Genomic DNA, 12,740 nt, shown 5'->3' with positions numbered 1-12,740 from the left:
GGCTTTCGCCGGAATCAGTGCCGTTGGTGACTCACCACTTCCAGAGCGTACCGTCCTCCAGGCGTGCCACCGGCAGGTAGGCGGGCTCATAGGGGTATTTCGCCGCCAGCTTCTCGTCGAATTCGATGCCCAGGCCCGGCTTGTCGCCCGGGTGCATGTAGCCATCCTCGAAGCTCCAGTTGTGCGGGAAGACTTCCAGCATCTGCTCGGAGTAGCCCATGTATTCCTGCACGCCGAAGTTGGGTACCCACAGGTCGAAGTGCAGCGCCGCAGCCATGCAGACGGGAGACAGGTCTGACGGCCCGTGCGAGCCGGTGCGCACCTGGTAGAGCGAGGCGAAATCCGCGATGCGGCGCATGCCGCTGATGCCGCCGGCATGCGTTATGGTGGTGCGGATGTAGTCGATGAGCTGTTCCTCGATGAGCTGCTTGCAATCCCAGATACTGTTGAACACCTCACCGACCGCGATGGGCGTGACGGTGTGCTGGCGGATCAGGCGGAAGCATTCCTGGTTTTCGGCTGGCGTTGGGTCTTCCAACCAGAACAGGCGGTGATCTTCCACGGCCTTGCCGAAGCGCGCGGCCTCGATCGGCGTGCAGCGGTGGTGCATGTCGTGCAGCAGATGCTCATCGAAACCGAAACGCGCACGTACCGCTTCGAAAAGCTTCGGTGTGAAATCCAGGTATTTCTCGGTGGACCAGATCTGCTCTTCGGGCCAGTGGCCCTTGGTGGCCGGTTCATAGGCCAGGCCTTTGCCCTTGGCCATGCCGTAGGTGGTCTTCATGCCGGGGACGCCGCATTGCACACGGATCGCCTTGAAGCCCTGCTCCTTGTGCCTGGCGTAGTCGTCGAGCACCTCGTCGATGGTGTGGCCGGTGGTGTGGCAGTACACCATCACGCCGCTGCGCGAGGCACCGCCGAGCAACTGGTAGACCGGCAGGTTGGCGGCCTTGCCCTTGATGTCCCACAGCGCCTGGTCAATGGCCGATATCGCCGACATGGTGACCGGGCCGCGGCGCCAGTAGGCGCCCTTGTAGAAGAACTGCCAGATGTCCTCGATCCGGTGGGCGTCACGCCCGATCAACTGCGGGCACAGGTGGTCGCGCAGATAGGAGGCCACTGGCAGCTCGCGGCCGTTGAGGGTGGCATCCCCCAGGCCGGTGAGGCCGCTCTCGGTGGTGATCTTCAGGGTCACGAAATTGCGCCCCGGGCAGCTGACGAATACTTCGGCTTTCTGGATCTTCATGGTCGTTGCCTTCAGTTCTGGTTCAAGGAAGCCTGCTGGCTCCAGGATTGGCGGTTGAGCTGTCGGACCGCTTCGCGAGCGCCACCGGCCAGCAGACCCGCGTAGGCGGTGCTTACGGCCCGCACGAAGGTTTCGCTGTCGATCAGGTCGCGCCCGAAAATGCTTTCCAGTGAGAGGAGGGCGCGTACGCGCGCATCGCCCTCGGCGCTGGCGGCGACCTTGGCGGCGATGGCCTCGCGCTGCGGATCGCTGATCTCGATGGGATGACCCTGTTCGTCCATGCCGCCGACGTAGCGCATCCACGCCGCCACGCCGAGCGCGAGGTGGTCGAAGCGCTTGCCGTGGGCGAGCAGCCAGCGGATCGGGTCGAGCAGGCGCTGCGGCAGCTTCTGGCTGCCATCCATGGCGATCTGCCAGGTGCGGTGCTTGAGGGCCTTGTTGCGGTAGCGGTCGATCAGCGAGCCGGCATAGGCCGCCAGGTCGACACCGGTCACTCGCAGCGTGGGCGCCTGTTCCTGAAGCATCAGCGCGTGCGCGGCCGTGGCGTAATCGGGGTCTTCCATGCAGTCGCAGATGTGCGCGTAGCCGCCGAGATAGCCCAGATAAGCGAGGAAACTGTGGCTGCCGTTGAGCATGCGCAGCTTCATTTCTTCGTAGGGCAGCACGTCGGCGACCAGTTCGGCGCCGACCTTTTCCCAGGCTGGCCGGCCGGCGACGAAGTTGTCCTCGATGACCCACTGGCGGAAGGGCTCGCCGGCAACCGCAGCCGGATCGTCGATGCCGCCGAGCAGTTCGCGCACCTTGGCCAGCGTTTCGGGGGTCACTGCCGGCACGATGCGGTCGACCATGGTGGAGGGGAAGCTCGCATGGGTTTCGATCCAGTCGGCCAGCGCGGGTTCCTGCGCGCGGGCGAGGCCCAGCACGACGTTACGCGTGACGTGGCCGTTTTCCGGCATGTTGTCGCAAGACATGACGCTGAACGCCGGCAGCCCCCGGTCACGGCGTTGTCGTAGTGCGGCAACGATCACACCGGGCGTCGATTGCGGTGTATCCGGGTGAGCGAGATCGTGCTGGATCATCGGGTGATCGGCGTTCAGCGCGCCGGTGGCGGGATGGTGGCAGTAGCCTTTTTCGGTGACGGTGATCGAGACGATGGCGACCGCAGGGTCGCACAGGGCTTCGAGCACTGGTGCCAGTCCGTCGACGGCGGCGTGCAGCGCCTGGCGGACCACGCCGACGACGCGGCAATGCCAGTGGTCTTGCGCCATCTCGGCGACGGTGAAGAGGTGGTCCTGGGCGCGGATATCGGCGATCTGCTGTTCGCCACCGACGAGATTTACCTCGCAATAGCCCCAATCGCTACCGTGCGACTGCGCGAGCTGCTCTGCGAACACCGCCTGATGGGCGCGGTGGAATGCGCCGAAGCCGATGTGCACGATGCGGGTCTTGAGGGCCTGGCGGTCATAGCCAGGCCGGGCGACGCTGGCGGGCAGGGCGTCGAACTGCGTGATGCGCTTCATGATGCGGGTCTTTCTTTCGGAATGAGGTGGTTGTCCGGGCGGAGTCAGTCAGGCACCGCCACGCGATAGACGGCACGCCGGCCGCTGGCGTTGGAGGTGAAGAAGACGGCGCCGTCGGCGTGGTTGAAGATCGGGTGCGGGTGGCTGTCCTGGCAGTCCCAGATCGATCGGTGCTGGCACAGCGGGCGCCATTCGATCTGGCGGCGGGCCCAGTCGACCTGCTGCAGGCAGATCCATTCTCCGCCCCAGTTCTCGTTTTCGGGCGCGCCCTCGGGGTGGTAGTAGCCGTCGGACACCAGCCAGTTGCCATGCCGATTGCCAGCGGTGAAGTGGCCGTAGCGGTGGTAGGCGGCCGGCAGGGCGATCTCCACCGGGGCGTGCCCTTGCGGATCGACGCGGCCAACGTAAGCCAGGCCGTTGGCGTACTTGCCGTGATAGATGATGTGGCTGCCGTCGGCCTCCCACATTTCGTGGCAGGTCCAATCGGCGCGGGAGCGGCCGTCACCCTCCTGACGCAGGCGGATGTGTTCGCGCCCGTTCCAGATCCACATCCGGCGGATGCCGCAATCGCCAGGCCATTCGTGGTTATAGAGGATTACATCTGCATCGACCGGGCTGAACTGAACATGGGTGATCCACGCACGGCTGACCCGTTCGCGCTTGAGCAGCCCGCCGCTTTCCGTGTCATACACGTTGAGGTAGGAGTTGAGGTTTTCCGCCTGTACGCGCGCATCGATGTCGTAATCGGGCTTGTCCGCGATGACTTCATTCTTTTTCTCGCCGTCACCCACGCTGTAGTTCGGCGCATCGTTGACGAAGCTTTCCGCTTCCAGCGCACGCGCATCGGTGGTGGGGATGCACAGGCGCTGGCCGTCGGTCGAAACATGGGTGAAGGCGGTGACCTGGTCGGCCGGAATCCGGCCGAGCACGCGGCGATTGCCTTGCAGGTCGCAGCACACGATGTCATCGCCCTGCAAGTAATAGAGTTTGCGGCCGGCGGCATCGAAGCTGACGCTGGCCTTGCCGAAGCCGCGCCGCGGATTGCCGTTGAAATAGACGTAGGACTTCAGCGTGCCCTCGGTGTTGGCGCTCAGTTGCACCTCTTCGCCATCGGGCAGGCGCTTCAGGTAAAGATTCGGGTGGCCGCTGCGGTCGCTGATGAAGACCAGACAGTCGTCGCTGCCGGACAGGCTGGAGCTGGTGAAATACAGGAGCTGATCGTTGGCGTTCGCACCCGTCGTGACGAGCGTGGGCGTCGCCTGGCTCGGGCTGGTCATGGTGTATTCCTTCATGAAAGGTGGAAAGGCGCCGGCCCGTCGCGCTGCCGCTGCGCGGGCCGGGCCTGTGTTACATCACGGGGTGCCCCGTGATCAGGCTGGGCAGCCAGGTGGAGAAGCCGGGCACATAGGTGACCACCGCCATGGCCACGAACAACGCCATGTAGAAGGGCAGGATGGTGCGCATGACCTGCCCCACCGATACGCCACCGATGGCGCAACCGATGAACTGCACGGTGCCCACTGGCGGCGTGTTCAGCCCCAGCGCGCAGTTGAGCAGCAGCACCATGCCGAACTGCACCGGGCCCATGCCCATCTGCATCGCCAGCGGCAGGAACAGCGGCGTGCAGATCAGGATGGTGGCGGCCATGTCCATGAAGGTGCCGAGCGCGAACAGGATGATGTTGATCAGCGCGAACATGATCAGCGGGTTGTCCGTTGCGCTCAGCAGCAGCTTGGCCGTCAGGTCCGGCAGCTCCAGGTAGGCCATCTGCCACTGCAGGATGTTGGACACCCCGATCAGCAGCAGCACGATGCCGGTAGTCTTGGCTGCCTTCGAGCAGGCCATCATCAGCTTCTTCCAGTTCATCGTGCGATAGACCAGGAAGGTCAGCGCCAGCGAGTAGCACACCGCGATGCCTGCCGCCTCGGTCGCAGTGGTCACACCGCCGATGATGCAGCCGAGGATGATGGCCACCACGAAGAGCCCGCGGCCACGAAGGACAGCAGCACTGCATTCCAGCCCGGGAAGCGGTCGAGCACCGTGCTGCCGTCGGCACGCTTGGGAAAACCGTTCTTGACGGCGACCCAGTAGGCTGCGAAGAGCATGCAGATCATCAGGCAGACCACCGGCAGCAAGCCGGCGAACATCAGATCGCCGATGGACACGCCGCGCACCATCTGACCATTCACGAGGCCGCTCGCGCCCTGGGCAGCGAAGGCATAGATGATCAGGTTGTGCGAGGTGGGCATCAGCGCGCCGCACAGCGCCGCATGGGTGGTGACGTTGACTGCGTAGTCGGCGCTGTAGCCCTCCTTCTTCATCATCGGGATCATCACCCCGCCCATCGCCGATACGTCGGCGCCCGGCGAACCGGAGACGCCGCCGAACAGCGTGCAGGCCATGACGTTGGCCATGCCCAGGCCGCCGCGCCAGTGGCCGACCATGTTGCGCGCGAAGGTGACGATCTTCTCGGCGATGCCGCCGTGCAGCATGATCTCGCCGGAGAAGATGAAGAAAGGAATGGCCAGGAACGAGAACACGTTCATGCCCGAGACCATCGACTGGAAGGCGGTGGCCAGCGGCAGGCCCTCGACGAGGAAGGCCAGGATGCACGACAGCGCGATCGCAAAGGCGACCGGCAGGCCGAGCATCAGGAAGAGCAGGAAGCTCAGCGAAAGGACGGTCAGTACCATGACGGCTCCACTTCCTTGCCGGTGAACATGGCAATGAGATGCTCTATCGAGAACAGCACGATGAGCACGCCGGCGATCACGCAGGGCGCGTAGCGCACGGCTTCAGAGATATCGAGTGTCGGGATCATGTTGCTATAGACCGCGAGGGCCATCTGAAGACTGCCGGCGAACAGCACGACGCCAAAGGCGATGCTGAGCAGACCGACGATGACGCCGATGATGAATTGCACTTTCTTCGGCAGGATCACCACCAGCGAATCCATGCCGATGTGCCCGGCCTCGCGCACACCGGCGGAAGCGGCGAACATCGCCACGGAGATCACGAGGATCAGCGCAAGCTGCTCCACGTAGGGCGGTGCGTTGTGAAACACGTAGCGCATCACCACACCCCACAGCACGAGGGCGGTGATGCCGAGCAGGGCGGCCACGGCGACGTACATCGCCCAGCGTGACAACCTTGCATTCAGGCGGGTCAACCAGTTCATCCGTTTCTCCCCGGGAGGTGCCGGAGCACCTCCCTTTCATCCGGGCCGTGAGGCCCACAAAGACGCGTTACTTGACCTCGACGATCTTCTTCACGAGTTCCTTTGCCTGGGGAGTGGTGGAGAACTTGTCCCACACCGGCTTTTCGAGCGCCACGAAGGCGTTGTGGTCCACGTCATTGACGAAGGTGACCTTGGCATCGGTGAGGATCTTCTTGGACGCTTCCATCTTGGCGTCCCACAGCTTCTGGTAGTAATCCACCGAGGCCTTGGCGGCTTCACGGATGATTTTCTGCTCCTCGGCGGGCAGCGTGTCCTACACCTTCTTGGAGAACACCACCACTTCCGGAATGCGGGTGTGCTGGATTTCGCTGAAGAAGGTGGCCACTTCGTAGTGGCGTGCGGTTTCGAAGGTTGGATAGTTGTTTTCGGCGGCCTCGACCAGACCGGTGCGCAGCGCGGTGTAGACCTCGGCGGTCGGGATGGGGATGGGCGAGCCACCCAGTGCCTGGATCATGCTCACGAAGAGGTCGGACGAGATCACGCGGATCTTCAGCCCCTTCATGTCGGCGGGCGTGCGTACGGGTTTCTTCGCGTACACCGAGCGGGCGCCGGCGTCATACAGCGCCAGGCCGATGAAGCCGGCCTTCTCGAAGCTGGCCAGCAGTTCGTCGCCGACCGGGCCACGGATCACTTTCTGGAAGTGCGCGTTGTCGCGGAAGATGAACGGGAAGGAAGGGACCTGCGTTTCCGGCACGATGCCATGGAAGGTGCTGATGCTCAGGCGCGACATATCCAGCGTGCCGATCTTCACCTGCTCGACCACATCTTTCTCCGAGCCCAGCGTGCTGTTGACGAAGACCTTCACGCCGTATTTGCCCTTGGTCTTCTCCTGCAGGATCTTGCCCATGTATTCGACCGCCTGGACGGTCGGATAGTCGCGCGGGTGCACGTCCGCCGAACGGAAATCGCGTGCCTGGGCTGCGCCCGCGAAGATCGTCGCGCACAGCGTCGCAACGACGGCCACTTGTTTCGTCTTCATGTCTGCTCTCCTTTTTGGTGGATGGCCACGCCTCGCCGATACCGGGCATCTGGAAGCTTGGTCGAGAGCAATTAAAGAGCTTCAATTTCCAGAGATAAAGCTAGGGTTTACCAACAAGATTCAGCCTGCTTGATGTGAATCAACGAATGTGTTTGGCATCGTTAGGTCTGTTTGTGTGAAGCGTGTTTACTTGCTTTATGTATCTGTACTGTCATATAAATCATCTGGTTAGATGAGTGTTTCGCTGCATGTAGTGATGTTTTTCCAGAGCCCTGGTTGTCTTTTTAGGGGGCTGGAGAGTGTGTCGCCTGATTTATTTAAGGCCATCAATAATCGATCTTTTGGAGCAAGAGTTTCCTGCCGTGAATCGTCCTTCTGTCCGCCGTTTTGGATCGGTGACTGGCAAAATGCGGTACGAACTTCGTCAGCCGTGCAGTAACCCTCTCGGCTTTGGTTTACCCACGGATCCGTCATGTCAAAACGACCCGCTACCTTGAAGGATGTTGCTGCCGCTGCCGGCGTGTCGACTGCCACCGTCTCGATGATTCTCAACCGCCGCTACCAGTTCAAGCCGGAGGTCGAGGCGCGTGTGCGCGAGGCCATCGTGGCCCTGAACTATCGTCAGAATCCAGGGGCGCGCAGCATGGCCACAGGCCTGTTCGGCTCCATCGGTCTGGTGGTGCTGGATATCCGCAACCCGCACTTCACCAATATCGTCCACGGCGCCAGCATCAGGGCACAGGCGCATGGTTACAACCTGATCGTGGTGGATCTGAAGGAGGATGTGTCGCACGCACAGCAGACCATCGATGATCTGGCCCGGCGTGTCGATGGGCTGATCCTCAGCCTGCGTTTGCCGGAAGCAGCACGCGACCTGCCGCTGCAGCTGGGCAAACCAGCGGTGCTGTTCGGCCAGACCCTGCACGAGCCGGGGGCGCCACCGCCTTCGCCTTCGATCCAGATTCGTGGCTGGGAAGCAGCGTTGCTGTTAGGTCGCCACGTCCTGGAAGCAGGGCGTCAGCGCATCACCTATGTGGGTTACGGCAAGTCGATCTGGAATGCCGACCGTGTCAATGCGTTGCGTGAGCTGGCGAACGGTGCGGAGGTGCGCGAGCTCAGCGTCGATACGCAGACAATGGAGGCCGGCGAGGCGATTGCTGCGAGCCTCGTCTACGACGACTACAAGACCGACGCCATCGTCTGCTACAACGACATGATCGCCATCGGCCTGCTGCACGGTTTGTGCGCGCTGGGCGTACGGGTGCCTGACGACATCCTGCTCGCCGGCTTCGACAACATTCCGGTGTCGCGCTACGTCACGCCATCGCTGACTACTGTGGACATGCGCAGCGAAGATCTGGGCGGCCATTCGCTGGAGCGCCTGCATCGTGCCATCCAGAGTGGGGACTACAGCCCGACGGTCGAATACCTGGAGCCGCGCCTACTTGTGCGTGCGTCGACGCAGCTGGGCAGGGTCTGAGCGTGGGTCGTTATCGGTGGCTGACAAAGAAAAAGCCCGCATTGTGCAGGCTTTTGAGAGGTTTTGATACGTTCTGCTACTTGTTTTTGGTGGGCCCCCCGAGAGTCGAACTCGGCACCAACGGATTCCGGTTTGTGTGGCTTTCGCCACTCCCTGGACTATGCCTTCACCATGGCTTTCGCTGTAGGTGGGCGCCGTCTAGTCTCTACACCTTCAACGATGCTTGCGCATCGAAGCTTGGCTCGGTGTTGCCGTATGCGTTGCCGCACTTAGGTTTCGCCGAATTTGACGCCATCCCGTACGCAGTTTCCACACGTACGGCACAAATTTTATGAGTCCGCTGCTCTAACCAGGCATGAGCTAGAGGCCCGACGCCCGCGCACAGGCGCGGGCGGTGGAACGGTTTAACCTTCGCCGTCGAGGAAGCTGCGCAGCTTCTCGGAGCGGCTGGGGTGGCGCAGCTTGCGCAGTGCCTTGGCTTCGATCTGACGGATGCGTTCGCGCGTGACGTCGAACTGCTTGCCAACCTCTTCCAGCGTGTGGTCGGTGTTCATTTCGATGCCGAAGCGCATGCGCAGCACCTTGGCTTCCCGTGGCGTGAGCGAATCGAGAATTTTCTTGGTGGTGTCTTTCCGCGAGGAGTACAGCGCCGCTTCGGCCGGAGCCAGCGTGGCGGTATTCTCGATGAAGTCGCCCAGGTGGGAGTCGTCGTCGTCACCGATCGGCGTTTCCATGGAGATCGGCTCTTTGGCGATCTTCATGATCTTGCGGATCTTGTCTTCCGGCATCTCCATCTTCTCGGCCAGCGTGGCGGGATCGGGTTCTGCCCCCGTTTCCTGCAGGATCTGGCGCGAGATGCGGTTCATCTTGTTGATCGTCTCGATCATGTGCACCGGGATACGGATGGTGCGAGCCTGGTCCGCAATGGAGCGGGTGATGGCTTGGCGGATCCACCAGGTGGCGTAGGTCGAGAACTTGTAGCCGCGACGATATTCGAACTTGTCCACCGCCTTCATCAGGCCGATGTTGCCTTCCTGGATGAGGTCGAGGAACTGCAGACCGCGGTTGGTGTACTTCTTGGCGATCGAGATCACGAGACGCAGGTTCGCTTCGGTCATCTCGCGCTTGGCGCGGCGCATCTTGGCCTCGCCGGTGCTCATCTGCTTGTTGATCTCCTTGAGATCCTTGAGCGGGATTTGGATGTGATCCTGCAGCGCGATGAGTTTCTGCTGCTCTTCAAGGATGGCCGGCTGCAGGCGCATCAGCGTGGTCGCGTAATTCGCGCCGCTGGCGATCTCGCCCTTCAGCCAGTCGAGATTGGTTTCGTTGCCCGGGAACACCTTGATGAAGTGTTGGCGCGACATGCCGGCGCGCTCGACGCACATGTCGAGGATCTGGCGTTCGTGCTTGCGCACGTTTTCCACCATGTGGCGCACGTTGTCGCACAGGCTTTCGATCTGGCGGGCGGTGAAACGGATGTTCATCAGCTCGGCGCTGATCTGTTCGTGCAGCTTCTGGCTGGCCTTGTCGTGCGGACCTTTCTTGACAAGGATGGGCATCATCTTGTCGTAGAGCGCACGGATCGCTTCGAACCGCTCCATGGCCTCGGCCTTGAGCTGGGCGAGCGAGGCGGCGGCGGCAGAGCTGCCGCTGCCATCGTCGTCTTCATCCTCTTCTTCGTCGTCATCGCCGCCACCGTCGCCGTCCGCGTCGTCGCCATCCGCGTCAGCATCGGCACTGGCGGCTTCGGCGGCCTCTTCGGCGTTCGGGTCGACCAGGCCATCGATGAGCTCGTCGATACGCATCTCGTCCTTGCCAACCTTGTCGACCATGGCAAGGATGTCCGCCATGGTCGAGGGGCAGGCCGAAATGGCGATCACCATGTGCTTCAGGCCTTCCTCGATACGCTTGGCGATCTCGATTTCGCCTTCACGCGTGAGCAGCTCTACGGTGCCCATCTCGCGCATGTACATGCGTACGGGGTCGGTGGTGCGGCCGAATTCGGAGTCGACGGTGGACAGTGCCTGTTCGGCTTCTTCCTCGGCCGCTTCGTCGACCGAAGCGGACGGCACGCTGTCGGACAGCAGCAGCTCCTCGGCCGCAGGAGCCTGGTCAAAGACACGGATACCCATGTCATTGAAGGTCGAGATGATCGACTCGATCTGCTCCGCATCGACGAGGTCGTCCGGCAGGTGGTCGTTGATCTCGGCGTAGGTGAGGTAGCCACGCTCCTTGCCCAGGGCAATCAGGTTTTTCAGGCGGGTGCGGCGGACTTCGGCATCCTTGCTGTTGTCAGCCGGGGAGAGAACGATGGGCAATTCCCGGGTTTTTTCCTTGCTCCGCGCCGCCTTGGCTTTGGGGCTGTCTTTACGCGCTTCTGTTGCTTTTTCCTTGGCCATCTGTTCCTCGGTTCAAGGGCGTTAATTCGGGAAAACCGTAAATTCTAGGTTCTCAGACGGGTTTTTGTCCAGCTCTAAGCTTCTGTTTTTGCGCGGGAAGCGTTGCGTAATCGCGCATTTCCTCGGTGCTCAGGCGCTCTCCGGCGGCCAGGCGCTGCTGCAGCGCGGCGAAGCGCTGATCCAGGCTTGCGACACGCAAACTAGTGACGAAACCAAGTAGTTCCTGCTCTTCCAGTTGGGGGTCTGCTTCTTGCTCAGGAAGCAGATCCTCGCCACTCAGCAACTCGGCAAGCAGCGTGCGTCGGTTTTCGTCTTCGCTGGATTGATAGAGCGCAGCCAGCGCAGCACCGTCGAGATCGTGGTGGTCGTGGATGTCGCGCATCGCTTGCAGCAAGCCGCCTTCGAGGCCTTCGCCGACGAGCTCGGCGATGTCGCCAGGCAGTCTGTCCATCAGTCGTGGCCGGCTGGCGAGCAGGCGAAGCAGCCCGCGCTGCGGGCTGGTGGGAGGCTTGCGGGGCCCGCTAGGGCGTGGCGCCGTGCGTTTCTTGCCTCCCTCGCGGGCTGGTGCGCGTAACCCCAGGGCGCGAGCGACTTCTGTCTGGTCCATCTGTGCGTCGTCGGCCAGTAGGCGCAGTGTCTGCAGTTGCAGTATTGGTGCGCTGATGCGCGGGATCAGGGCCTTGGCTTCGTGAACCAGTTTGGCCCGATCCTCGGGGATGCTGAGATTCAGATCGCCGCGCAGCTCGCGCAGCAGGAATTCAGACAGCGGCATGGCGTCGTGTACCGCGCGTTGGAATGCTTCCAGCCCTTCCGCGCGGATGTAGCTGTCCGGATCGTGTTCGGGTGGCAGAAACAGGAAGCGCACTTCGCGGTCATCCGCGAGTTGGTCGAGGCTGTTCTCCAGTGCTCGACGGGCGGCTTTGCGGCCAGCGTTGTCACCATCGAAGCAGAACACCACCTTTTCTGACTGGCGGAACAGTTTCTGGATGTGCGTCGCCGTAGTGGCCGTGCCGAGTGTAGCCACTGCGGATCCAAAACCGTATTGCGCCAGCGCTACGACGTCCATGTAGCCTTCCACCACCACGACCACGCCACTTTCGCGAATGGCCTGACGTGCGCCGAACAGGCCGTAAAGCTCGCGGCCCTTGTCGAAGAGTGGAGTTTCGGGAGAGTTCAGGTACTTCGGCTCGCCTTGGCCGAGCACGCGCCCACCGAAGCCGATGATGTTGCCGCGCTGATCCTGGATGGGGAACATGATGCGGTCGCGGAAACGGTCGTAGCGGCGACCTGTGTCGTTCTGGATCACCAGGCCGGCTTCGAGCAGTGCGGGGCTGTCGTAATCGCTGCCGAAGGTCTGGCGCAAGGCGTTCCAGTCGTCCGGTGCGTAACCGATGGCAAAGCGTTTGGCGATCTCTCCGGTCAGGCCGCGCTGGCGCAGGTATTCGATGGCCTGCGGTGCGTGGCGCAGCTGGTCACGGAAATAGCGCGTGGCGCGCTCCGTGGCCTCGTGTAGCGAGGACAGCTGGCTGCGGCCGACCTGCGGCGCATTTTCTGCGGGCAGCTGCAGGCCGGCCTGCTGGGCGAGATCCGTAATGGCATCGCGGAAGGACATGCCGCAATACTCCATCAGGAAGCCGACGGCTGTGCCGTGCGCGCCGCAGCCGAAGCAGTGGTAGAACTGCTTCGTCGGGCTGACCGTGAACGACGGGCTCTTCTCGTTGTGGAAAGGGCAGCAGGCCATGTAATTGGCTCCGCCTTTCTTGAGAGGCACGTAACGTTCGATCAGGCCGACGATGTCGGTTCTGGCCAGAACTTCCTGAATGAAGGATTCGGGGATCATGACGGCGAGTGATGCGGGCTGCACAGCCAGCGGTATGT

The 12,740-nt window shown here is 62.4% G+C and carries 9 protein-coding genes and 1 pseudogene; 1 reads left to right on the top strand and 9 read right to left on the bottom strand.

Annotation, left to right across the window (positions count from 1 at the left end; translation table 11 throughout):
• Nucleotides 1–31: 31 nt before the first annotated feature.
• The 7 genes and pseudogenes from manD to BGI27_RS03310 form a co-directional block, all read right to left on the bottom strand.
• The gene (gene manD, locus BGI27_RS03335; RefSeq protein ID WP_095523498.1) at nucleotides 32–1,246 is read right to left on the bottom strand and encodes a D-mannonate dehydratase ManD; all 1,215 of its coding nucleotides are present in this window, start codon (nucleotides 1,244–1,246) and stop codon (nucleotides 32–34) included.
• A gap of 11 nt (nucleotides 1,247–1,257) precedes the next feature.
• Complete coding sequence (locus BGI27_RS03330; RefSeq protein WP_095523497.1) at nucleotides 1,258–2,766, bottom strand: mannitol dehydrogenase family protein; 1,509 nt, start codon at nucleotides 2,764–2,766, stop codon at nucleotides 1,258–1,260.
• 44 nt (nucleotides 2,767–2,810) lie between these two features.
• Nucleotides 2,811–4,043 (bottom strand): oligogalacturonate lyase family protein, encoded by a 1,233-nt coding sequence (locus tag BGI27_RS03325; protein ID WP_170942915.1) that lies wholly within the window; start codon nucleotides 4,041–4,043, stop codon nucleotides 2,811–2,813.
• A gap of 70 nt (nucleotides 4,044–4,113) precedes the next feature.
• Nucleotides 4,114–4,740, bottom strand: coding sequence for a TRAP transporter large permease subunit (locus BGI27_RS18430; protein WP_263406598.1), 627 nt, complete (start codon nucleotides 4,738–4,740; stop codon nucleotides 4,114–4,116).
• The gene (locus BGI27_RS18425; protein ID WP_263406597.1) at nucleotides 4,704–5,459 is read right to left on the bottom strand and encodes a TRAP transporter large permease subunit; all 756 of its coding nucleotides are present in this window, start codon (nucleotides 5,457–5,459) and stop codon (nucleotides 4,704–4,706) included. Before BGI27_RS18425 ends, BGI27_RS18430 begins: the two co-directional genes overlap by 37 nt.
• The gene (locus BGI27_RS03315; protein ID WP_095523495.1) at nucleotides 5,450–5,944 is read right to left on the bottom strand and encodes a TRAP transporter small permease; all 495 of its coding nucleotides are present in this window, start codon (nucleotides 5,942–5,944) and stop codon (nucleotides 5,450–5,452) included. Before BGI27_RS03315 ends, BGI27_RS18425 begins: the two co-directional genes overlap by 10 nt.
• Nucleotides 5,945–6,011: 67 nt before the next feature.
• Nucleotides 6,012–6,983: pseudogene (locus BGI27_RS03310) on the bottom strand (TRAP transporter substrate-binding protein).
• 472 nt (nucleotides 6,984–7,455) lie between these two features.
• On the opposite strand from BGI27_RS03310, the gene BGI27_RS03305 reads away from it, so the two are divergent.
• A complete protein-coding gene (locus BGI27_RS03305; RefSeq protein ID WP_095523494.1) occupies nucleotides 7,456–8,463 on the top strand; it encodes a LacI family DNA-binding transcriptional regulator in 1,008 nt (335 codons plus the stop codon).
• 404 nt (nucleotides 8,464–8,867) lie between these two features.
• On the opposite strand, the gene rpoD is transcribed toward BGI27_RS03305, so the two are convergent.
• Nucleotides 8,868–10,862, bottom strand: a complete 1,995-nt coding sequence (gene rpoD, locus BGI27_RS03300) for an RNA polymerase sigma factor RpoD (RefSeq protein ID WP_095523493.1) — start codon at nucleotides 10,860–10,862, stop codon at nucleotides 8,868–8,870.
• A gap of 52 nt (nucleotides 10,863–10,914) precedes the next feature.
• A complete protein-coding gene (gene dnaG, locus BGI27_RS03295; RefSeq protein ID WP_095523492.1) occupies nucleotides 10,915–12,702 on the bottom strand; it encodes a DNA primase in 1,788 nt (595 codons plus the stop codon).
• Between the last annotated feature and the right edge of the window lie 38 nt (nucleotides 12,703–12,740).

The sequence above is a fragment of the Candidatus Dactylopiibacterium carminicum genome (genome assembly GCF_014736495.1).
In the GTDB taxonomy this organism is placed as follows: domain Bacteria; phylum Pseudomonadota; class Gammaproteobacteria; order Burkholderiales; family Rhodocyclaceae; genus Uliginosibacterium; species Uliginosibacterium carminicum.
This window is presented reverse-complemented; position numbering and strand designations above follow the sequence as displayed.

Bases quoted from the DNA above. Each gene is read 5' to 3' on its own strand.
- manD (WP_095523498.1), bottom strand. From the start codon at position 1,246: ATGAAGATCCAGAAAGCCGAAGTATTCGTCAGCTGCCCGGGGCGCAAT.
- BGI27_RS03330 (WP_095523497.1), bottom strand. From the start codon at position 2,766: ATGAAGCGCATCACGCAGTTCGACGCCCTGCCCGCCAGCGTCGCCCGG.
- BGI27_RS03325 (WP_170942915.1), bottom strand. From the start codon at position 4,043: ATGACCAGCCCGAGCCAGGCGACGCCCACGCTCGTCACGACGGGTGCG.
- BGI27_RS18425 (WP_263406597.1), bottom strand. From the start codon at position 5,459: ATGGTACTGACCGTCCTTTCGCTGAGCTTCCTGCTCTTCCTGATGCTC.
- BGI27_RS03315 (WP_095523495.1), bottom strand. From the start codon at position 5,944: ATGAACTGGTTGACCCGCCTGAATGCAAGGTTGTCACGCTGGGCGATG.
- BGI27_RS03305 (WP_095523494.1), top strand. From the start codon at position 7,456: ATGTCAAAACGACCCGCTACCTTGAAGGATGTTGCTGCCGCTGCCGGC.
- rpoD (WP_095523493.1), bottom strand. From the start codon at position 10,862: ATGGCCAAGGAAAAAGCAACAGAAGCGCGTAAAGACAGCCCCAAAGCC.
- dnaG (WP_095523492.1), bottom strand. From the start codon at position 12,702: ATGATCCCCGAATCCTTCATTCAGGAAGTTCTGGCCAGAACCGACATC.